The sequence below is a fragment of the Phyllobacterium sp. UNC302MFCol5.2 genome (assembly GCF_000686005.1).
Lineage (GTDB): Bacteria > Pseudomonadota > Alphaproteobacteria > Rhizobiales > Rhizobiaceae > Phyllobacterium > Phyllobacterium pellucidum.
On the sequence record NZ_JMLL01000011.1, the window covers coordinates 631,985 to 653,810 of the forward strand.

The following is a 21,826-nucleotide window of genomic DNA, read 5'->3' on the forward strand; positions in this document are numbered from 1 at the left end:
TAAATTATAGCTTTACCGGCCTGCCGGTCCGCACGCTCTCATCCGCAGCAAGGCAGACGCTCAGCGAGCGCACGGCGTCACGCATGTGCCGGTCGAGGTCGAGATTTTCGCGAATTACTTTCAGCACGAAGGCCTGCTCCAGATCGCAGAGTTCCTGGTGCCCGGGTTCCCCGGCCATGTTCAGAAGCTCGTCGGGCGCGGCAAAGCGGCCGTCCTTGCCGGTCTTTGCCGAATGCAGCTTGATGGTCGAAGTCTTCGTATGCGAGTCGATATCGTCGGACTTGGCGTTCTGGTCCATCACGATCGAAACACAGCCATTCGGCGATATCACATCCTTCACGAAGAAGGCCGTCTCAGACATCATCGGACCCCACCCGGCCTCGTACCAGCCCACCGACCTGTCATCAAACAGCACTTGCAGATGGCCGTAATTATACATGCCGGCATCGATCTCATCGGAGAGCCGCACGCCCATACCGCGCACCTCCGTCGGCGTTGCATCGGTTATTTGCAGCATCACATCGAGATAGTGCACGCCGCAATCGACGATGGGCGACGTCGTCTTCATCAGCGACTTATGGGTTTCCCATGTCGTGCCCGACGATTGCTGGTTGAGGTTCATGCGAAAAACGTAGGGACCGCCAAGTTTGCGTGCCTCGCCAATCAATCGCATCCATGACGGATGGTGGCGCAGGATATAGCCGATCACCAGCTTGCGGCCATATTGCTTCGCCGCTTCAACGACCCGTTCCGCATCAGCTACTGTTGTCGCGAGCGGCTTTTCGACAAAGACGTCGGCCCCTGCCTTCATGGCCGCAACCGCATAGTCGGCATGGCTGTCGGAATAGGTATTGATCGATACGAGGTCCGGCTCGAGGTCGGCCAGGGCAGTCTCGAACGACGGATGGATCGTGTAAGAAGCAAGTTCCTCCGGCAGCGGCACCACAGACCGGTTCACCAGACCGACGATCTCGAAGCCGGGATTGTTGTGATAGGCGAGCGCATGGCTGCGGCCCATATTGCCGAGGCCGGCAACAAGCACACGGATAGGCTTTTCTGTCGTCATTTGACGGCTCCCGACGTGATGCCGCGGATCAGTTGCCGCGAGAAGATGAGATAGAGGACGAGCACCGGCACGATCGCTAGCGTAAGGGCGGCAAGAACAGCGTTCCAGTTGGTCACGAACTGGCCGATGAACACCTGCGATCCAAGCGTGACGGTCTTCGTCGCATCGCTTGGCGCCAGGATGAGCGGGAACCAGAGATCGTTCCAGATCGGGATCATCGTGAAGACGGCCACCGTTGCCATTGCGGGCTTAACCAGCGGCAACACCAGGCGAAAGAAGATCGAATACTCCGAAAGACCATCGATACGGCCGGCATTTTTCAGATCGTCGGAGACGGTACGCATGAACTCGTTGAGGATGAACACTGCAAGCGGCAGGCCCTGGGCGGTATAGACGAGAATGAGCGCTGTCAGCGTGTTGACGAGGCCCGCCGCGACCATACCCTGCAGGATCGCGACCGTTCCAAGGCGGATCGGGATCATGATCCCGAGGGCAAGGTAGAGGCCCATGAGCGTATTGCCCTTGAAGCGATACTCGGAGAGGGCGAAAGCCGCCATCGCGCCAAAGAGCAGCACGAAGAAGATCGATACGGCCGTGACGATGAAGCTGTTCTGGAAATAGAGGACGAAGTCGCCCTGGGTGAGCACCGTATTATAACCGATGAGACTGAACGTTGACGGTGTCGGGATCGCAAGCGGGTCGCGGAAGATCGAGGCCCGGTCCTTGAACGAGTTGATGACGACAAGGAACACTGGAAACAGCGCGATGAGCGTATAGGCTCCGAGTGCGAGATGGACGAGGCCCGTGCGAAGCGGCGATGCGGTTGGTTTTGCCATTTTGGTGCCTCGCTTAGAACTGGTAGCGGCGCATGCGCCGCTGGATGGCAAAGAGGTAGAGGCAAACGCCCGTTAGGATGATCAGGAACATCACTGTCGCAATCGTCGCGCCCATGGATTTGTCGCCGATCTGCAGCTGGAAGCCGAAGAAAGTGCGGTAAAGCAGAGTGCCCAGAATATCCGTCGAACCGTCAGGACCCGCCAGCGCGCCCTGAACCGTGTAGACGAGATCGAAGGCATTGAAATTGCCGACAAAGGTCAGGATCGAAATGATGCCGATCGACGGCAGGATCAACGGCAGCTTGATCTTCCAGAACTGGCTCCAGCCTGTAACGCCATCGCATTCCGCAGCTTCGAGAACTTCATCGGGAATATTCAGCATCGCCGCGTATATCAGCATCATCGGTATGCCGACATATTGCCAGACGGAGATCAGCGAGACGGCGATAAGCGCCGTGCCGGGCTTGCCGAGCCAGGGCGAGAAGATCGACTTCAAACCGACGAGATCGAGGAGAAATGGCGATACGCCCCAGATCGGCGACAGGATGAGCTTCCAGATAAAGCCGACGATGACGAAGGAGAGCAGCGTCGGCAGGAACATTGCCGTGCGGTAGAAAGCGCCAAAACGCAGCTTCGGCACCGAGAGCAGTGCCGCAAGGGCAACGCCGATCGGATTTTGCACGATCATGTGTATGAGGAAGAAGACGAAATTGTTGCGCAGCGCATTCCAGAAGCTCGCAGCCCAGCGCGGGTCGCCGAAGAGCACGTTGAAATTGCCGAGACCGACGAAAACGCTCTGACCATCTTTCACATTGAAGAGCGACAGCCGCAGCGTCTCGATGAGCGGCAGGATCATGATGGCGGTATAGACGAGCACCGCCGGCGCCAGGAACACCAGAATGTGCCAGCGCCGCGGCCGCCTGTCGGCGCCCCGATCAACGATTGCTTGTTCGACTGTGCTCATTAAATCAGAGTCCCCTGATATTCTTGGTCACGACTTTTGCGGCGCATGACGGCCGTTCAAACGGATGATAGCGCAAGAAGCGCCCAATGTTCCGATAAAGAAATAGCCGGAGCCTCCTTCACGGACGCCCCGGCTGTCGTTTCTTTTACTTGGCCGGCTTGTACCAGCTGTCGAGACCGTCCTGCAGCTTCTTGGCGGCAGCTTCCGGCGTATCGGTGCCGTTGATCACGTTGGCTGATTCAACCCAGGTTTCGTTTTCGAGGTTCGGCGTGCCGCGCGACAGGATCTGATAGGTCGAGCGGATCGTGGGCTTGCATTTCTCGCGCCAGGAAACGAATTCCTGCGCCAGCGGGTCCTGCATCTTCACCGCAGTCGAGTTCAGGCTGAAGAAGCCCGGCAGCGCATTGGCGTAGATTTCAGCGAATTCCGGCGAAGCGACCCATTCGAGGAACTTCTTGGATTCTTCAGGATGTGCGCTCTTGGCGTTGAGGCCGACACCGATATCGTTGTGGTCGGAGATGTAGCAAGCATCGCCGGCGTTCTTAACTGGCGGCGGGAATGCCCCCATCTTGAACTGGGCCTGCGTGTTGAACAGGCCGATTTCCCACGAGCCGGCCGGATAGATCGCAGCGCGGCCGAGCGTGAAGAGGTTCTGGCTGTCCGGATAGGTCTGGGCTTCGAAACCGTCGCCGAGATAATCCTTCCACTTGGCGAGCACCTTGTAGGGCTCGACCCAATCCGCATCGGTCAGCTTTTCCTCGCCCTTGATCAGCTTGGCGCGGCCTTCTTCACCCTTCCAGTAGGTCGGTCCGATGTTCTGGTAGCCCATGGTCGCAGCTTCCCAGAGGTCCTTGGTGCCCATGGCCATTGGGATATACGTGCCGTCAGCCTTGATCTTGTCGAGCGCGGCGAAGAACTCTGCCTCGGTGGTCGGGATCGCAATGCCGAGCTTGTCGAATGCATCCTTGTTGTAGATAAAACCATGGATAACCGATGCCATCGGCACGCAGAAAGCGTCCTTGCCGTCATCGGTGGTCCATGCGGCCTTGGCGACATCCGAGAAGTTCTTCATGCCCGAGAGGTCGTTGAGGCTGGCAAGATTGCCGCGCTTGAACTGCTCGAGCGACTTGTCGAACGGACGGCAGGTGATGATGTCGCCGGCGCTACCCGCATCGAAGCGTGCGCCGAGAGCCGCGTCATATTCCGTCGGCGGCGTCGGCGCGAACTTGACCTTGATGCCGGGGTTCTTGGCTTCAAATGCCGGGATCAGTTTCTCCTGCCAGATGGCAAGATCGTCGGTGCGCCAGCTTTCGATCGTCAGTGTGGTGTCTGCGGCGTGGGCAAAACCGGCCGTAGCCAGGATGCTCGTCGCCATAAGCAGTGATTTTAAAGTCGTGCTTCCCATTTTAGTCTCCTGTTGCACCCCTTGCGAGCTGTGCCGTTAACGAGAGCCGAAGCTCTCCTTGAGGTCTTTACGACCAATTTCCGAAAGCGACGGGCGAAGCCTCTGTTGATTGCTTTCGAGAATTTCCAATGCTTTTTGCGGACCTTCCGCACCGGCGGCGAGCAGAATTGCCGCCTTGACGGAGCCGCCGCTCGCTTCGAGCAGCCTGACCGCGTCGCCGCGTTCGCATCCTCCCACCGCAGCGACGATTGCGGCCGCGCGGTCGCGCAGCTTGAGATTGTCGGCGGTAAGATTGACCATATAGCCGTCATGGACATGGCCGAGATGGATCGCCATCAGGGTCGACAGTAGGTTGAGCGCAATCTTCTGCGCCGTCCCTGCGCCCATGCGCGTCGATCCGGCAACCATTTCCGGCGGGGTCTCCAGCGTGATCGCAATATCGGCCTTGTCGAACAGCGGAACGGCCGGATTGTTGGCAATGGCAATGACCTTCATCCCACACTGTTTGCCAGCTTCGATGGCGGCGAGCGCATAGGGCGTGGTACCGCTGGCGGAAACCGCAATCAGGCAGTCGCCGGCGCCAAGTCCGGCGGCCGCGATGTCCGCGGTCGCCTGGCTGGTATCGTCTTCATAGGAACCGGCAAGACGACCAAGGCTGGCAATGCCGCCGGCAATAAGGATGACGATGCGTTCAGGGGATATCCCGTAGGTCCCCGGGATTTCGAGTGCATCCGCGAGCGCCATCAGGCCGGAACTGCCGGCGGCCGCATAAGCCAAACGACCACCCGATGCGAGTGTATGAGCGGCCAGAGTGGCGGCTTCGGCAATGGAGCCAAGCGCTTGCGATACCGAGGCGGCCGCCTCGATTTGCGCTTCATGCAGCAATTGCAGAACATCTTCCGGCGAACGTTCGTCCAGCCCGAATGCCCTCTCATTGCGCTCCTCTGTGCGGGAAACTGCCACAACTCTCTCCTCGTTGTGATAAATAATGCCAAAAAAATACCACTTGTCCAGCAAATCTTAAAAAATTTCTGTTCAGTCAAGTTTTTCGAGGTTTTTGTTCAATTTATTCAATGATCTATGGGAAATGTACAAAATGCACGAATTAACACTTGGCTATTGGTATTTTATTGGTATTCTATTCGTGGAGGACGGTGAAACGTGAATTATCTCGTGGGAATCGATGGTGGTGGAACGAGCTGCAGGGCGGCGCTGGCCGATGCGGGCGGCCGGATTCTGGCCACGGGCAAAAGTGGTTCCGCCAATATCATGACCGACATGAACACCGCCCGGCTTAATATACTCGGCGCAACCGATGCTGCCTTCACGGCCGCCGGAGTGTCCACGTCACTTGTCGCTTCTGCGTCTGCTGTCCTGGGGCTCGCCGGTGCAAATGTCGGCGGCAATGGCGCTCAGCTCCAGGCAATGCTCCCCTTCAAGAACGCGCTGGTCTATTCCGACGGTGTCATTGCACTGCAGGGTGCGCTCGGCGATGCGGATGGGACGGTGGTCATTGTCGGCACCGGCTCGGTCTATGTCACCCGATCGGGAGAAGAGATACGTTTTGCTGGCGGATGGGGCTTCAAGGTCAGCGATCTTGGCGGTGGCGCGCGCCTCGGGCGCGACCTGCTGGAAGAGACATTGCTCGCCTATGACGGGTTTCACCCCTCCTCGGCGTTGACCGACGCAGTCATGCGGCGCTTCGGCGGCAATCCGCACCAGATCGTCCAGTTCGCCCATTCTGCAAGTCCGGGCGATTTCGGTACATTTGCACCGATGCTGTTCGAATATGCTTCGCTGGACGATCCGGTTGCAGTCGCGCTGATCGGGCGCTCAGTCCGGAACATCGAAGAAGGTCTTGATGCAGTGATGCCATCGGACGAGAGCGGCCTTTCCCTCCTCGGCGGGCTTGGCTCGCTCTACGGCCCACTGCTTTCACCACGTTACAAGGCCCGGCTGCAGGAGCCGCTCAATGATCCCCTGACGGGCGCGGTCCAGCTCGCCGTGCATCACTTTTCCGGCGCAGGCGTGGAGCATATGCATGGCTGACGGTCTGATTGACATTCTTCCTTCGCTCAACGAGCAGGCAAGCGGCGGCCCACTTTATGTAAAGCTGCAGCGGCTCATCGAGAATGCGGTGCGCGACGGCATGCTGCGGCCAGGCGACGCCTTGCCGCCTGAGCGCGAACTTGCGGCGATGGCCGAGATTTCACGCGTCACGGTGCGTAAGGCCGTGCAGGGCCTCGTCAACAGCGGTCTGCTCGTGCAGCGGCATGGCTCGGGCACCTTCGTCGCACCGCGCTCGGCCCGCGTCGAACAATCGCTGTCGCACCTTACCTCGTTCACAGAAGACATGGCCCGCCGCGGCATGGTGGTGCGCTCTACCTGGCTTGATCGCGGTATCTATGCGCCCTCGCCCGAGGAGATGGTCACGCTCGGACTTTCCTCGGGGGAAAAGGTGGCGCGGATCAGCCGCCTGCGCGTCGCCAACGACACGCCCATGGCCATCGAACGCGCTGCATTGTCCATCAACGTGCTGCCGAATCCCGAGTTGGTCACAGTCTCGCTCTATGCGGTGCTGGCCGAAGGGGGCAACCGCCCGGTGCGCGCCATCCAGCGCATTTCTGCGGCCATCTTGAAGGAAAATGATGCTACATTGCTCCAGGTTCCGGCCGGCTCCGCCAGCCTGAATATAGAGCGCATATCCTATCTGGAATCGGGCAAGGTCATCGAGTTCACCCGATCGATCTACCGTGCGGATGCCTATGAGTTTGTGGCCGAGCTGAAGCTTGGCGACTCTTCCGAAATATCAGGAGCAGTGCTTTGACGACCAAAACGACCACCCTCATGCGGGAGGAAATCCTTTCCATTCCCGCGGTGACAGAACGGTTCCTCAAAAGTTCCCGCGAAACCCTTGCCGCTGCCGGCGCGAAGCTGCGCGAGAAGAACCCGCCATTCCTCGCCTCGATTGCTCGCGGCTCGTCGGACCATGTCTGTTCGTTTCTCAAATATTCGAGCGAGTTGACCGCCGGGGTTCCCGTCGCTTCGCTCGGGCCATCGGTCGCCTCGATCTATGGCGTGACGCTGAAGCTCGCAGAAGCAGCGACGCTCTCTATATCGCAATCGGGCAAGAGCCCGGACATCGTCAGCATGACTCGCGCGGCAAGCGAGAGCGGCGCGCTTACCATCGCAATCACCAACGTCATCAATTCCGACCTTGCCAATGCGAGCGATTTCCCCATCGATATTCTCGCAGGTCCCGAGCGCAGCGTGGCGGCGACCAAGTCCTTCGTCAATTCCGCCGTTGCCGGTCTGGCGCTCATCGGCCACTGGACCGAGGACAAAAAGCTGCTGACGGCCATCGATGCCCTGCCCGACGCGCTGGCCAAGGCTGTCGAATGTGATTGGTCGCCCTTTGCCGGTGCACTCAAGGATGAAAACTCGCTGTTCGTGCTTGGGCGCGGGCCTTCCCTTGCTATCTCCAACGAGGTGGCATTGAAGTTCAAGGAGACGAGCGGCGTCCACGCCGAGTCCTACAGCGGCGCGGAAGTCATGCACGGGCCGAAGGCCATTGTCGGCAAGGGCTTCCCCGTGCTGGTTCTGGCGGCGCGTGATGCTGCCGAAGATTCGCTTGTTGAAGCGGCGAACCGCCTCGCCGAGCAAGGCGCGGCGGTGTTCCTCACCTCGTCAAAGCCATCGAAGGCAACTGCGTTGCCCTTCGTCGCCACATCGCACCCGCTCACCGACCCGCTCGCCCTGCTCGTTTCGTTCTACGCCTTCGTGGAAGGATTTGCCCGCAGCCGCGGCCTCAATCCCGACGAACCGCCGCATCTGCGCAAGGTGACGGAAACGATATGAGCACCGCCTACGCATTGACGGGCGCCGAGATCTTCGACGGCGCGAACTGGCATAGCGACGCGGCGCTCGTCATCGACAAGGGCGTTGTCTCGAGCATTTCCGACGCCGCCCTGCCGGACGATATCCGCCGTGTCGAACTCGACGGCGGCAAGCTGGTGCCCGGGTTTATCGATATCCAGGTCAATGGCGGCGGCGGCGTCCTTCTCAACGACGGTCCGAGTGTTGACGTCATCCGGACGATCTGCGATGCGCATTTCGCCTTCGGGACGACCGCCCTGCTGCCGACGCTGATTACCGACACGCCCGAAATCACCGCGGCGGCGCTGAATGCCGGCAAGGCTGCCGCGCTTGACAAGGTGACGGGCTTCATCGGACTTCATATCGAAGGGCCCCACCTTTCGGTATCCCACAAAGGGACGCACGACCCGAAGCTCATCCGGCCCATGGAGGATGCCGATCTTGTCGCGCTTATCGAGGCAGCACAGCAATTGCCTGTGCTCCTGACCACAGTAGCGCCTGAGACGGTTCCCGCCGACAAGATCAAGGCTTTGACCGACGCCGGCGTCATTGTCAGCCTCGGCCATAGCGGCGCGTCCTACGAAGTCGCCCTCGCCGCCACGGAAGCCGGCGCGACCATGGCGACACATTTGTTCAACGCCATGAGCCAGCTTGGCCATCGCAGCCCCGGAGTCGTCGGTGCTGTGTTGCAGTCGGGCGAGCTTTCCGCCGGTCTTATCGCCGACGGGTTCCACGTCGACATGGCATCGATGGCAATTGCCATCAGAGCCAAGCAAGGGCCGTCGCGCATTTTCCTCGTCACCGACGCCATGTCGACCATCGGCACCGACATCACCTCGTTCACACTGAACGGGCGCCGGATAACCCGCGCCGGCGGACGTCTGACACTCGACGACGGAACGCTTGCGGGCGCTGACCTCGACATGATCTCAGCGGTGCGTTTTGTGCACAACGAGCTTGGTCTGCCACTGGAAGAAGCCTTGCGGATGGCCTCGCTCTATCCGGCGGAGAGCCTGCGCATCGACCACCATTACGGTCGCCTTCTGCCCGGTTACATCGCCAACATCGTGCATCTTGACGATCGGCTCGACGTCAATCAGGTATGGATCGACGGCGATCTGCATTACGCGCGTTGACGCGGCTCGCCGATTGGTCATACTTGAGTTCTTCACGAGACATTGGAGATGAATATGGCCAAGGACGCGTTGATCGTCGTTGATGTTCAGAATGATTTTTGCCCGGGCGGCGCCCTCGCCGTTGAAGGTGGCCACGAGATCATTCCGATCATCAACAAGCTGATCATGCGCTTCGACCATGTCATCCTGACGCAGGACTGGCATCCCGGCGGTCACTCGAGTTTCGCTTCGACCCATCCGGGGAAGGCACCTTTCGAGACGGTCCCGATGTTTTACGGCAATCAGACGCTGTGGCCCGATCACTGCATCCAGGGCAGCGTCGGGGCCGAATTTCATGCCGAGCTGGAATGGACCAAGGCCGAACTCGTCATCCGCAAGGGTTTCCGCCATCATATCGACAGCTACTCGGCCTTTTACGAGAACGATCGCCAGACCCCAACTGGCCTCGCCGGCTATTTGCGTGACCGGGGGATCACCAATGTGACCTTTGCCGGACTTGCCACGGACTACTGCGTGGCCTATTCCGCGCTCGACGCCGTGGAGCACGGCTTTGCCGCCGATGTTCTGCTCGATGCTTGCCGCGGCATCAATCTCGGCGGTTCGCTGGCCGCCATGCTCGGTGAAATGCGCAAGGCCGGCGTCACCCTCGTCTGACCATAGCCGGCAAATAAAATCATCGGCAGACGCGCCCCGATCCCGGGACCGCCCCGCAGCCTCGACTATCGCCAGCGAATGAACAGCTGCGCATTTTTTCCACAGGCGGAACCGGACAAGGCACATTACTGTTGTCTGTCTGTCACATAATGGAGATACTGGCATCAAGCGCACTATAGATGACGCCTTCGTCCATGGGAGATTGAGATGACCTATCGTATTACCTCGTTGAGCCTTGCATTTGGCCTTGTCCTTGCCTCCTCCACCGCATCCTTCGCCGTTACCGAAATCAGCTGGTGGCATGCAATGACCGGCGCCAACAATGAAGTTGTCGAGACGCTGGCTAAGGAATTCAACGCGAGCCAGGGCGACTACAAAGTTGTTCCAGTTTTCAAGGGAACCTACCCTGAAGCATTGAATGCCGGCATCGCCGCATTCCGGGCCAAGCAGGCCCCCGACATTCTTCAAGTATTTGACGCCGGTACTGGCGTGATGATGGGCGCGGAAGGCGCGGTCAAGCCGGTTGCCGACATTCTTTCGATGGGTGGCTCGAAGTTCGACAAGACCCTCTATCTGCCGGGCATCGTCGCCTATTATTCCAAGCCTGACGGCACCATGCTGTCCTTCCCCTACAACAGCTCCTCGCCCATCCTTTACTACAACAAGGACGCCTTCAAGAAGGCTGGCCTCGATGAGAACAATCCGCCAAAAACCTGGACGGAAGTGTGGGACGCCGCCAAGAAGATCAAGTCCAGCGGTGCAGCATCGTGCGGGTTCACCTCGACCTGGCTCACCTGGATCCAGACCGAAAATTACGCGGCCTGGAATAATCTGCAGTGGGGCACCAACGAAAACGGCATCGCTGCCACCGATGTCGAGTTGAAGATAAACGCGCCGACCTTCGTCAAGCACTTCCAGGAGATTGCCGACCTCGCCAAGGATGGCACCTTCCGTTATGGCGGTCGTACCTCGGAGGCAAAACAGCTGTTCACCTCAGGCGAATGCGCCATCTTCACTGAATCGTCGGGCGGCCTTGGCGACGTGGTGAAGTCGGGCCTCAATTTCGGCACCGGCCAGCTTCCCTACGAGGCAGGTGCGCAAGGTGCGCCGCAGAACACGATTCCGGGCGGCGCCTCGCTTTGGGTCTTCGCCGGCAAGTCGGACGAGCAATATAAGGGTGTGGCCGCTTTCTTCAATTTCCTGTCGAAGACCGATATCCAGGCTCGCCTGCATCAGGTCTCGGGTTATCTGCCGGTTACGATGGCGGCCTATGAGGCAACCAAGAAATCCGGTTTCTACGACAAGAACCCGGCGCGCGAGATCCCGATCAAGCAGATGCTGGGCAAGGCTCCTACGGAAAATTCCAAGGGCGTGCGCCTCGTCAACCTGCCGCAGGTACGCGATATCGAGAATGAAGAGTTCGAGAACATGCTAGCCGGCAAACAGACGGCGCAGCAGGCGCTCGACAATGCCGTCAAGCGCGGCAACGCAGCGATCAAGCAGGCGCTCGGCCAATAAGCCCTTCCGTCTGAAACCCGGCCGCAAGCCCTTGCGGCCGGGATTTCCTTTAATGTGAGGCATTCATGGCATCGTCCAACAACGTGACGTTTCCCAACAAGCTCCTGCCCTATTTGCTGCTGGCGCCCCAGCTTGCCATCACGCTCATCTTTTTCTACTGGCCGGCATCGCAGGCGATCTATCAGTCCGTCCTGCGCGAAGACCCCTTCGGCCTGTCGACACAATTCGTCGGCCTTGGCAATTTCAGGCGGGTCATCAGCGATCCCAACTATCTGAATTCGCTGCAGGTCACGATCGTCTTTTCGGTCGCGACGACGCTGATCGCCATGACGATCGCGTTGCTTCTCGCCGTCATGGCCGACAAGGTCATCCGTGGCAAGAACATCTACCGCACGCTGCTCATCTGGCCCTACGCCGTTGCGCCCGCCATCGCCGGCATGTTGTGGCTGTTCCTGTTTAACCCATCGATGGGGACGCTCGCCTATCTCGCCCGCTCCGCCGGCTATAACTGGGACCCGCTGCTCAACGGCAACCAGGCGATGGTTCTGGTTGTTTCCGCCGCGGCATGGAAGCAGATCAGCTACAATTTCCTGTTCTTCGTCGCCGGGCTGCAATCTATTCCAAAATCGCTGATCGAGGCTGCCGCCATCGACGGTGCCGGCGAGAACAAGCGGTTCTGGACCATCGTCTTTCCGCTCCTTGCCCCAACGACGTTCTTTCTTCTCGTCGTCAACACGGTCTATGCCTTCTTCGACACGTTCGGCATCATTCACGCCGTGACCGGCGGCGGTCCGGGCAAGGCAACCGAGACGCTCGTCTACAAGGTGTACAATGACGGCTTCGTCAATCTCATCCTCGGCGATTCGGCGGCGCAGTCGGTCATCCTCATGATCATCGTGATCGCCTTGACGGCAATCCAGTTCCGCTATGTCGAACGCAAAGTCCATTACGGCTGAGGTGACCATGATCCAGAACAACCCCATTGGCCGCCTGATTGCACACTTCGTTCTCATCCTTGGGATCGTCGTCGTCGCTTTCCCGATCTACTATACATTCGTCGCCTCGACGCAGACGCTGCAGGAAATCATCCGGCCGCCGCTTTCGCTGCTGCCGGGCGGCCATTTCTGGGAGAATTATTCTTCGGCCCTGTTCGGCGGTGTCGGGCGCATCGGCGGCGTCGGCGTTGACCGCCTCCTCTGGAACACGGTTGTCATGGCGCTTGGCGTCGCCATCGGCAAGATCGTCATCTCGCTTCTTTCGGCATATGCCATCGTGTTCTTCCGCTTCCCCGGCCGCATGTTCTTCTTCTGGCTTATCTTCATCACACTGATGCTGCCGGTCGAAGTGCGCATCCTTCCGACCTACAAAGTCATGGTCGATCTTGGCCTCATCGATACCTATACGGGGCTTACTTTGCCGCTTATGGCCTCGGCGACCGCGACGCTCCTGTTTCGCCAGTTCTTCATGACCATTCCAGGCGAACTCGTCGAGGCGGCGCGCGTTGATGGCGCCGGCCCCTGGCGATTCTTCAAGGACATTCTGCTGCCGCTATCGAAAACCAACATTGCGGCGCTGTTCGTCATTCTTTTCATCTACGGCTGGACGCAGTACCTCTGGCCGCTTCTCATGACAAATCGCAACGACATGTCGACCATCGTCGTCGGCCTGCGCAAGATGATCTCCTTCGCCGACGCCGACACCGAATGGCATCTGGTGATGGTTACCTGCATTCTCGCCATCCTCCCCCCGATCCTCGTCGTCGTCCTGATGCAACGCTGGTTCGTGCGCGGATTGGTCGAAACGGAGAAATGAAATGGCAAGCGTGGAATTGACCAACATCCGCAAGGTCTACGGCGGCGGCGTCGAGGCGGTGAAGGGCATCAATATCGCCATCGACGACGGCGCGCTGTGCGTGCTCGTCGGGCCGTCAGGCTGCGGGAAATCGACCTTGCTCCGCATGATCGCGGGTCTCGAAACGATCACCGAAGGCGTGCTCAAGATTGAAAATTCCGTGGTCAACGACCTTGGCCCGGCGGAACGCGATATCGCCATGGTGTTCCAGAACTACGCGCTTTATCCGCACATGAAGGTCTACGACAATATGGCCTACGGCCTGCGCAATCGCGGCATGCCGAAGGGTGAGATCGACAAGCGCGTCCGGGAAGCAGCGCAGACGCTCGAACTCGGGCACCTGCTTGAGCGCCGCCCGCGCGAACTTTCCGGTGGTCAGCGCCAGCGCGTCGCCATGGGCCGCGCGATTGTCCGCAATCCGAAAGTGTTCCTGTTCGACGAGCCACTTTCCAACCTCGACGCGAAGCTGCGTGGCCAGATGCGCGTCGAGATCAAGAACCTGCAGCGGCAACTTGGCGTGACCAGCGTTTATGTCACCCATGACCAGCTCGAAGCGATGACGCTCGCCGATATTCTCGTCGTGATGAATGGCGGTGTCGTCGAGCAGATCGGCGCGCCGCTCGACATCTATGAAAAGCCGGCGAGCACCTTTGTTGCGAGCTTCATCGGTGCGCCGCCGATGAACCTTGTTCATGTTACAGCAAACAGTGCCGGTCTTCTCCTCAAGGATGGCACCCATATCGGCGCTGAGGGCCTCGCAATTCCAGCCGAGGGAGCGCAGATCGGCTTCCGGCCGGAAGATCTCGAGGTTGCGGCCGGAAGCCAGCAACATATCGGCGGGTTGCTATTGGACCTGACCGTTCGCGGTGTCGAGCCGGTCGGTGCGGAGAGCTATGTTTACGGCAATATAGGCGGTGACAAAGTGGTCGTGCGGGTGGCCGGGCGATCCATCGTCGAGCCAGGCGATCATTTGCGGGTGATCGTCCCGAAGGAAAAGCTCCACCTGTTCGACGCCAAGGGGAAGCGCATCTGAGGCGAGGCACCTCCTTTTGGGAGATGCCTCTGTTTGGTAGATTACCAGCTGGGGACAGCTGCACCCTTGTACTTGTCGAGGATGAACTGCTTGACCGGATCGGAGTGGTAGGATTCGATCAGCGTCTTCACCCAGGGCTTGTCCTTGTCGGCCGTGCGAACCGCGATCAGGTTGACGTAAGGCGCCTTTTCACCTTCCTTCAGGATGGTGCCGTTCATTGGATCGAGGCCAGCCTCCAGCGCGTAATTGGTGTTGATCGCGGCCGCATCCACGTCGTCGATCGAGCGCGGCAACTGCGCGGCGTCGAGCTCGACGAACTTGAAGTTTTTCGGGTTCTCGGCGATATCGTTGACGGTGACCTTCAGACCGGCGCCTTCCTTCAGCTTGATCGCGCCCTTGTCGGCGAGGATCAGCAGAGCCCGGCCGCCATTGGTCGGATCGTTCGGAATGGCGATCGTCGCACCATCAGCGAGTTCATCGAAGCTTTTGACCTTCTTCGAATAAACGCCCATCGGGAAATTGACCGTGTATGCGACATCGACAATGTCAAACTTGCGATCGGCGATCTGATTGTCGAGATAGGGCTTGTGCTGGAAGGAATTGGCGTCGAGCTCGCCGTCGTTCAGCGCCTGGTTCGGCACGACATAGTCGGAAAACTCGAAAATTTCGATATCGAGGCCCTTCGGCTTGGCGATCTCCTTGACCTTTTCCATGATCTGCGCGTGCTCGCCCGGCGTGACGCCGATCTTGATCGTTTCGGCCCAGGCGCTGGATGCACCCAGAACAGCCGCGAAAGCGGCGGTGGCAAGAAATCTCTTCAACATTTCTAACTCCTGTCTTTTGAAGAATAACAAGCTCAGCGCGGACGCGTGCGCTTGTCGAACTGGCGCGCCAGCCTGTCGCCGGCGCTTTGGACGAGTTGCACGAGGACGATGAGAACAACGACGACAACGGCCATCACATCGGGCATGAAACGCTGGTAGCCATAGCGGATGCCGAGGTCGCCAAGTCCGCCGCCGCCCACGGCTCCGACCATGGCCGAATAGCCGATCAGGCTGACGACGGTGAGCGTCAAGGCCGAGGCGATACCGGGGCGCGCTTCTGCAAGCAGAACCTTGAATACGATCTGTATCGGACTTGCGCCCATGGCGCGGGCAGCTTCCGTCAGTCCGGGATCGACTTCGCGGATCGCCGTCTCAACGAGGCGGGCAACAAAGGGGATGGTCGCAATAGTCAGGGGAACGATCGCGGCGCTGGTGCCGATGGAAGTCCCCGCCACAAGGCGCGTGAACGGAATGATCGCGACGACGAGAATGATGAACGGCGTCGAGCGGGTCGCGTTGACGATTGCGCCCAGCACCTTGTTGACCGAGGGCGCGGGAAAGAGTTCGCCGCGCCCGCTCGTGGCCAGAAACACGCCGAGCGGAATGCCAAACAACGAGCCGACGAGACCGGCAACCGCAACCATGTAGAGCGTCTGGCCCGTCGCCTTGACGATAAGCGCGATAATATCAGGCGACATAGCCAACCACCTCCGATGCCAAGCCATGTTCGGCAAGGAATTGCCGCGCCTCGGCGATCTTCGCCGCGTCGGCGCGCAGCGAAACGACGAGCATGCCGAACGGACGCCCGGCGATTTCGTCCACGGCCCCAGCCAGAATGTTCACTTCGATGCCAAGATCGCTGCCAAGCCGCGCCAACATTGGCTCGGTGGCATTTTCGCCCTTGAAGATAACGCGTAATATCGTGCGCGAACCATCATGCGGTTCGCTCGACATCCGCTTGGTCAGAAATTCGGGCAGGCGCATGCCCGCAAGACCGCCAAGCAATGCCCGGGTCGTTGCATGGGTATGGCCGGTAAAGACGTCGAATGTCGGCCCTGACTCGACGATACGGCCGCCGTCGATCACTGCGACATGGTCGGCGATCGTCTTCACGACCTCCATCTCATGAGTGATCAGCAGGATGGTCAGGCCGAGTTCCTTGTTGATCTTCCGCAGGAGGTCGAGAATCGAGCGCGTCGTTTCCGGATCGAGCGCCGAGGTCGCCTCGTCGGAGAGTAACAGCTTCGGCTCGGTCGCAAGCGCTCTGGCAATGCCGACGCGCTGCTTCTGTCCGCCGGAAAGTTCCGATGGATAACGGTCGCGCTTGTCGGAGAGTCCCACGAGCTCAAGGAGCGGCGTCACCCGCTTCTCGATGACTTGCCTGTCCACACCCGCGATTTCAAGCGGCAACGCGATGTTGTCGAAGGCAGTGCGCGACGACAGCAGATTGAAATGCTGGAAGACCATTCCGATGGCGCGGCGCACGGAGCGCAGGTCCTTCTCGCCTAACCCCGCAACATCAACGCCGTCGACAAGCACGCGGCCGGCGGTCGGCCTTTCCAGCCCATTGACGAGGCGGATCAAGGTCGACTTGCCAGCGCCGGAACGACCGATGATTCCGGTCACCGACCCGCGCGGCACGACAAGGTCAACATTGTCGAGCGCGACCACTTCGTTGCTGCTGCGGCCGGCCGCGAAGCGTTTGGAGACCTGCTCGAATGCGACCATCGGTTTGGCTTGCGTGGCCGGCTCATCATTTGCCGCCACGGCAACCGGGCCCTTAGCCCTGTTTTTCACAATTGCCATGTTCATTTGCGGTGCTCGCACACCCGCCCTGTTGCCTGTTTGCGACCGTCTATACAGACCATCTGCAATTTTCGATAGAGGTTGGACACGGGCATGAACATTTCAGGTTGAGCGACCAGGCAGGTTGGAATGAGATGGCGCGGCATTTGCCGGTGCCCGAACATAAGCAAAGGCCGCCTCAGACGACACGAAGCCTGTTTCATATTTTGGCAGGTTTCAGGATTCGCATTCTAAAACAACCGAACGGCCTGCTGCTTTCAATTCGCGAGAGCGGGAGATCGGCGGCCCGGAACTTGGCAACGGCCTTGTTCTCAAAACCTGGGGGACATCGCTTCGGTTTCGCCGTTTGGCGAAACTCCCAGACGGGCTGGCGAGGCACAGTCCGGGTCAACTCAACTTCCAGAAAGAGAGGGACGGGCGAAAGCTCGTTCCTCTCCCAGAAGCCTCGCTCACGACACTGCGTTTCCAAGCATCCCAGGAATTATTCGCAGAGTTCGCAACGCCTATGCCGCCCGATAGCGATTGAGCCAATGCGCATAGGGCGCTGGCAGAATCCAGGCAGGCTTTTCTACGCCGAGTTCCGTCGCTGCCTTGTACGGCCAGTGCGGATCGGCGAGCAATGGGCGCGCCAGCATGACGAGATCGACCGAACCATCACGGACAAGTCCCTCAGCCTGTTGCGGCGTGCTGATGTACCAGGAAGTCGAAGCCGGCAACGCCGTTTCGCGGCGCACGCGCGCTGCGGTGGGACCCAGGAACGCCGGTCCCCAGGGAATATCCGCCTTGCCGAGGGAGAAGCCGATGCTGACATCGATGAAATCGAGCCCTTCCGCCTTCATCTGCTTGATCAGCTCAATTGCCTCGCCCAGGGTTTCCTCGTCATTGCCGTCAAACTCGATGACGCCGAGACGCGCAGCGAGCGGCAGGTTTTCCGGCCAGACGGCGCGCACTGCCTTCAGTGTCTCAAGCAGGAAGCGGCTGCGGTTTTCAAAACTGCCGCCATATTCGTCGGTGCGCTGGTTCGAGTGCCTGGAAAGGAAGCTCTGCGCCAGATAGCCGTGGGCGAAGTGCAGCACCAGCCATTGAAAGTCGCTCGCCAGCGCGCGCTTGGCGCTATCGACGAATGCCTGCTTGACGCGTTCAATATCGGCCTTGGTCATCTCATGTGGAACTTTGTTGAGGCCTCCGCCATAGGCGATCGGTGATGGCGCGATTGTTTCCCAGCCACGCGGATCGCCGGCCGGGATATGGTCGTCGCCTTCCCAGGGCCGGTTCGCACTGGCCTTGCGCCCTGCATGACCGATCTGGATTCCCGGAACCGCACCAGCATCCTTGATCAACTGCACATTCGGTGCAAGGGCAGCGGCTTGTTCGTCGTTCCACAGACCCACGCAATTCGGGGTGATCCGCCCTTCAGGCGAGACCCCGGTTGCCTCGACCACAACGAGACCTGCGCCACCGCGCGCGAGCGACCCGAGATGCACGCTGTGCCAATCGTTGACGAGACCGTCATTGGCGGAATACTGGCACATGGGCGATGCAGCGATGCGATTGCGCAGCGTGACGTCCTTGAGGGTGAACGGGTCAAAAAGCGATGCCATATATCATTCTCCAATCTGGCTTGCCGAATTTCTTTGATAGTTCGATAATATTCGAACAATAGCAATACACAAAATTTTGTGGTACTTTATCGGCCATGAGACAGTTCCGTCATCCATCAGTTTCCGAATTGCAGGTCGAGTCAGTTCTATATGCCCTGAGCGACCCGGTGCGCCTCTCCATAGTGCGGCAACTTGCGCGCGAGGGTGAGGCGACATGCGCGGCTCTTGACGGCGGGCGCCCCAAATCCAGCATGTCGCACCATTTCCGGGTGCTGCGCGAGTCGGGCATCGTCCACACCCGCAATGATGGGACGTCACACATGAATACCTTGCGCCGAGACGATCTGGACAGCGCTTTTCCAGGACTGCTGGGGGCCATTCTCTCCGTCCCGCGCTGAACAAAATGATATTTCTGCGAACAAAGGTCTATAATTTATCAGACCTTGGGGCGGCCGAACTTCATCGGCGATCAAATGACCAATTATTAATGAAGTACACGCGAATGCTTACAGCCAGTTGTGTTATCTCACTATCGCGACGCCAGCCGCCCATCGACGCGCTTCGAAAATACAAATCCAATCAAATGGAACATTCTACAATGTTATACTTATATAATTGATAGCTATACCAAATCAATATGAAATAGTACTCTTTATAATCGGAAACGCGTATTTAATCATATACGACTTGAAAAAATCATCTTAATGAAAATGTACTATGAGGCGATAAAGACATTGGTAACTATTAAAAAAAATGCTAAGTACATTAACGAATGCCGAACGTAAAAAATCTAACATGGGGAATTACGAACTCACGTATTTGAGGGCTTTGCGTGTCGTCCAAGTTCCACACAGTTGACGCGATCCGATCGATCTTCGGAATGCGCGGCGCCATAAATCCGGCAGTCAAACGCCGTGTTTATGCCGAGCAGATGGACGTCGCCCTGCGACTGGCGCCATTCACGGTGCTTGTTGCGATGTGCGTGGTATTTGTCGTTGCCTATGTCTTCTGGAATCTCGGACCCCGCCCGTATCTCGCCGGTGTCGCGACGGTGGTGGCGCTGTTGACCGTTGGTTCGCTGTTCGCGTGCACGCAATGGTACAAGCTGCCGAAGGTGAAAGAGCTTGGCTTCGATGCCATCAAGTATCTTATTATCGTCTCGGCGCTCTACGGTATTTGCCTCGCCAGCATACCGCTTATGCTGTTCCTCGACGCCGACCCATATCACCGGTTGTTGATCGCCTGTACTGCGGCGGGTCTCATGGCCACGGGTATCGGTGTCGCGGTCGTGCCGCTTGCGGCAATCGCCTATTCCGGCACGATCATCACGGGATCCTTCTTCGCACTCGCCTCCACCGGCGAAGATTTCTTTCTGTTCATTGCAATCCTGCTCGCGTTCTACGCGCTTTTTATCCTGTTCACGATCGTGCACATGAGCAACCTCATCGTCATGCGCACGCTGGATCAGATCAAGGTTGAACAGCAGAAGGAAGTCATCAGCCTCCTGCTCTACGATTTCGAAGAGAATGCCAGCGACTGGATCTGGGAAACGGATGCTGACCTCAAGCTGCAGCACACCTCCCCCCGCCTTGCCCAGATCGCCGCCAAGACGACGAAGGAATTGCAGGGCATGCCCTTCGCGCAACTTTTCAAGGTCGATCAGTCGCATGCGGAAGAAGCGACGCAGGTCGGTTCCATCTGGCAGGCCATTGAAAACCGCACCACATTCCGCAACCATATTCTCCCGGTCAATATTCGCGGCGAGACACGCTGGTGGTCACTGACTGGCAAGGCCATATTCGACAATGCCGGCAAGTTTGTCGGCTACCGCGGCGTTGGTTCCGATGTGACGGCTGCCAAGCAGTCCGACGACCAGCTTTCCTATCTTGCCCGCTACGATGTGCTGACCGACCTGCCGAACCGCACGCTGTTTACCGATCAGCTCGGCCAAGCGACCAAGGACCTCGAGAAAGGCCTGCGCAGCTTCGCCGTATTCTGCATCGATCTCGACGAGTTCAAGACTGTCAATGACAGTTTCGGTCACGGCATTGGAGACCAGTTGCTAAAGCAGGTGGCCGACCGGCTGCGAGGCACCTCGCCAGCCACCTACACGGTGGCACGCCTTTCCGGCGATGAATTCGCGCTGCTTGCGCGCGGAGCGGATCAGGCAGCGGCGACTGAACTTGCCGAACAATTGGTGCAGAGCATCTCCCAGCCCTTCTGGATCGATGGTATCCAGATCAACATTCACATCAGCATCGGTATCGCGATAGCGCCGACCGACAGCGTCAACGACATCATGCGCTGTGCTGACCTTGCGCTCTATCGCACCAAGAACGAGGGCCGCAACAGCTATCGGTTCTACGAAGTCGAAATGGATGCACGCATCGAGGCAAAACGCGCCCTAGCCATGGATTTGCGCGGGGCGTTGGCCCGGCAGGAATTTATCCTGCATTTCCAGCCCATCGTTTCGGCCCAGACGCTGAAGACAGTCGGCTTCGAGACACTCTTGCGCTGGAAACACCCGGTTCATGGCTTCATCTCGCCAACGATCTTCATTCCGATCGCGGAAGAATCGGGCAATATCATCCCGCTTGGCGAATGGATCATCCAGGAAGCGTGCCGCATCGCCGCCGGTTGGCCGCAGGATATCCACGTGGCCGTCAATATTTCAGCGATCCAGTTTCGCCATTCCGATCTCGCCTCGATCGTTCGCGACGCGCTCAGCAAGAACAACCTCAAGCCGAACCGTCTTGAGCTTGAAATCACGGAATCGGTCTTTCTCGAAGCCAACGTCGCCGCGATTTCGCTGCTACGCCAGTTCCGTGCCATGGGCGTCAGCATCGCGCTCGACGATTTCGGTACCGGCTATTCCAGCTTGAGCTATCTGCGCAAGATGCCGTTTGACAAGATCAAGATCGACCAGTCCTTCGTGCGCGATCTGCCGCACAATCGCGGAAGTCTCGCCATCATCCGGGCGGTGATGGGCCTTGGCGCCAGCATGGGCATGAAGATCACCGCCGAGGGCGTCGAAACCCGCGAGCAGCTCGCCTGCCTGCAAAAGGAAGGTTGCGACCAGGTACAGGGCTTCCTCTTCAGCCCCGCCGAGCCCGTGGAAAAGACCTTCGAGCTCCTGACGTTCGACAGCGAGCGCTACCAGGTCGCAAGCTGAGCAACGTGATCGTTGAGCTTCCCGCTAAGCATTCCCTGTTTAGATAGAAACAGTTCTGTTTCCCGGATGGCGAGACAATCCACG

20 protein-coding genes are annotated in these 21,826 nt (G+C 58.9%); 11 read left to right on the plus strand and 9 right to left on the minus strand.

The window, feature by feature from the left end:
• Positions 1 to 4 precede the first annotated feature (4 nt).
• The 5 genes from BR48_RS0114370 to BR48_RS0114390 form a co-directional block, all read right to left on the minus strand.
• Positions 5 to 1,066 carry a Gfo/Idh/MocA family oxidoreductase gene (locus tag BR48_RS0114370; protein WP_027231946.1) on the minus strand — a complete coding sequence of 354 codons (1,062 nt, stop codon included), beginning with the start codon at positions 1,064 to 1,066 and terminating at the stop codon, positions 5 to 7.
• The gene (locus tag BR48_RS0114375; protein WP_027231947.1) at positions 1,063 to 1,902 is read right to left on the minus strand and encodes a carbohydrate ABC transporter permease; all 840 of its coding nucleotides are present in this window, start codon (positions 1,900 to 1,902) and stop codon (positions 1,063 to 1,065) included. The genes BR48_RS0114370 and BR48_RS0114375 overlap by 4 nt, the downstream gene beginning before the upstream one ends.
• 13 nt (positions 1,903 to 1,915) lie before the next feature.
• Complete coding sequence (locus tag BR48_RS0114380) at positions 1,916 to 2,866, minus strand: sugar ABC transporter permease (RefSeq protein WP_036814461.1); 951 nt, start codon at positions 2,864 to 2,866, stop codon at positions 1,916 to 1,918.
• A 145-nt stretch (positions 2,867 to 3,011) separates the two neighbouring features.
• Positions 3,012 to 4,271 (minus strand): ABC transporter substrate-binding protein, encoded by a 1,260-nt coding sequence (locus tag BR48_RS0114385; RefSeq protein ID WP_027231949.1) that lies wholly within the window; start codon positions 4,269 to 4,271, stop codon positions 3,012 to 3,014.
• Between the two features lie 36 nt (positions 4,272 to 4,307).
• Positions 4,308 to 5,234 (minus strand): N-acetylmuramic acid 6-phosphate etherase, encoded by a 927-nt coding sequence (locus tag BR48_RS0114390; RefSeq protein WP_027231950.1) that lies wholly within the window; start codon positions 5,232 to 5,234, stop codon positions 4,308 to 4,310.
• A 198-nt stretch (positions 5,235 to 5,432) separates the two neighbouring features.
• Here BR48_RS0114390 and BR48_RS0114395 point away from each other — a divergent pair, with 198 nt between their 5' ends.
• From BR48_RS0114395 to BR48_RS0114435, 9 genes are all read left to right on the plus strand, one after another.
• Positions 5,433 to 6,320: a BadF/BadG/BcrA/BcrD ATPase family protein gene (locus BR48_RS0114395; RefSeq protein ID WP_027231951.1), complete on the plus strand. Its 888-nt coding sequence runs from the start codon at positions 5,433 to 5,435 to the stop codon at positions 6,318 to 6,320.
• Positions 6,313 to 7,098, plus strand: a complete 786-nt coding sequence (locus BR48_RS0114400; RefSeq protein WP_027231952.1) for a GntR family transcriptional regulator — start codon at positions 6,313 to 6,315, stop codon at positions 7,096 to 7,098. The genes BR48_RS0114395 and BR48_RS0114400 overlap by 8 nt, the downstream gene beginning before the upstream one ends.
• 20 nt (positions 7,099 to 7,118) lie before the next feature.
• The gene (locus BR48_RS0114405) at positions 7,119 to 8,129 is read left to right on the plus strand and encodes an SIS domain-containing protein (protein WP_027231953.1); all 1,011 of its coding nucleotides are present in this window, start codon (positions 7,119 to 7,121) and stop codon (positions 8,127 to 8,129) included.
• A complete protein-coding gene (gene nagA, locus BR48_RS0114410; protein ID WP_027231954.1) occupies positions 8,126 to 9,283 on the plus strand; it encodes an N-acetylglucosamine-6-phosphate deacetylase in 1,158 nt (385 codons plus the stop codon). Before BR48_RS0114405 ends, nagA begins: the two co-directional genes overlap by 4 nt.
• A gap of 54 nt (positions 9,284 to 9,337) precedes the next feature.
• On the plus strand, positions 9,338 to 9,937 hold the full coding sequence (gene pncA, locus BR48_RS0114415) for a bifunctional nicotinamidase/pyrazinamidase (RefSeq protein WP_027231955.1): 600 nt from the start codon (positions 9,338 to 9,340) through the stop codon (positions 9,935 to 9,937).
• A 207-nt stretch (positions 9,938 to 10,144) separates the two neighbouring features.
• Positions 10,145 to 11,455, plus strand: coding sequence for a sn-glycerol-3-phosphate ABC transporter substrate-binding protein UgpB (gene ugpB / locus BR48_RS0114420; RefSeq protein ID WP_027231956.1), 1,311 nt, complete (start codon positions 10,145 to 10,147; stop codon positions 11,453 to 11,455).
• Positions 11,456 to 11,520: 65 nt separating this feature from the next.
• Positions 11,521 to 12,411, plus strand: a complete 891-nt coding sequence (ugpA, locus tag BR48_RS0114425) for a sn-glycerol-3-phosphate ABC transporter permease UgpA (protein WP_027231957.1) — start codon at positions 11,521 to 11,523, stop codon at positions 12,409 to 12,411.
• Positions 12,412 to 12,418: 7 nt separating this feature from the next.
• The gene (ugpE, locus tag BR48_RS0114430; RefSeq protein WP_027231958.1) at positions 12,419 to 13,267 is read left to right on the plus strand and encodes a sn-glycerol-3-phosphate ABC transporter permease UgpE; all 849 of its coding nucleotides are present in this window, start codon (positions 12,419 to 12,421) and stop codon (positions 13,265 to 13,267) included.
• Position 13,268: 1 nt separating this feature from the next.
• Complete coding sequence (locus BR48_RS0114435) at positions 13,269 to 14,339, plus strand: sn-glycerol-3-phosphate import ATP-binding protein UgpC (RefSeq protein ID WP_027231959.1); 1,071 nt, start codon at positions 13,269 to 13,271, stop codon at positions 14,337 to 14,339.
• 41 nt (positions 14,340 to 14,380) lie between these two features.
• On the opposite strand, the gene BR48_RS0114440 is transcribed toward BR48_RS0114435, so the two are convergent.
• The 4 genes from BR48_RS0114440 to BR48_RS0114455 all read right to left on the minus strand — a co-directional run bounded on the left by BR48_RS0114440 (position 14,381) and on the right by BR48_RS0114455 (position 18,570).
• Positions 14,381 to 15,163, minus strand: coding sequence for a MetQ/NlpA family ABC transporter substrate-binding protein (locus BR48_RS0114440; protein WP_091923685.1), 783 nt, complete (start codon positions 15,161 to 15,163; stop codon positions 14,381 to 14,383).
• Positions 15,164 to 15,195: 32 nt separating this feature from the next.
• On the minus strand, positions 15,196 to 15,861 hold the full coding sequence (locus tag BR48_RS0114445; protein ID WP_027231961.1) for a methionine ABC transporter permease: 666 nt from the start codon (positions 15,859 to 15,861) through the stop codon (positions 15,196 to 15,198).
• The gene (locus BR48_RS0114450; protein ID WP_027231962.1) at positions 15,851 to 16,891 is read right to left on the minus strand and encodes a methionine ABC transporter ATP-binding protein; all 1,041 of its coding nucleotides are present in this window, start codon (positions 16,889 to 16,891) and stop codon (positions 15,851 to 15,853) included. The genes BR48_RS0114445 and BR48_RS0114450 overlap by 11 nt, the downstream gene beginning before the upstream one ends.
• 581 nt (positions 16,892 to 17,472) lie before the next feature.
• Complete coding sequence (locus BR48_RS0114455) at positions 17,473 to 18,570, minus strand: NADH:flavin oxidoreductase/NADH oxidase (protein WP_027231963.1); 1,098 nt, start codon at positions 18,568 to 18,570, stop codon at positions 17,473 to 17,475.
• A 95-nt stretch (positions 18,571 to 18,665) separates the two neighbouring features.
• Between BR48_RS0114455 and BR48_RS0114460 the strand changes: the two genes are divergently transcribed.
• Both BR48_RS0114460 and BR48_RS0114465 read left to right on the plus strand, forming a co-directional pair.
• Positions 18,666 to 18,968: a helix-turn-helix domain-containing protein gene (locus BR48_RS0114460; protein ID WP_027231964.1), complete on the plus strand. Its 303-nt coding sequence runs from the start codon at positions 18,666 to 18,668 to the stop codon at positions 18,966 to 18,968.
• 434 nt (positions 18,969 to 19,402) lie between these two features.
• Positions 19,403 to 21,742 (plus strand): EAL domain-containing protein, encoded by a 2,340-nt coding sequence (locus tag BR48_RS0114465; RefSeq protein ID WP_036814465.1) that lies wholly within the window; start codon positions 19,403 to 19,405, stop codon positions 21,740 to 21,742.
• Positions 21,743 to 21,826: the final 84 nt, after the last annotated feature.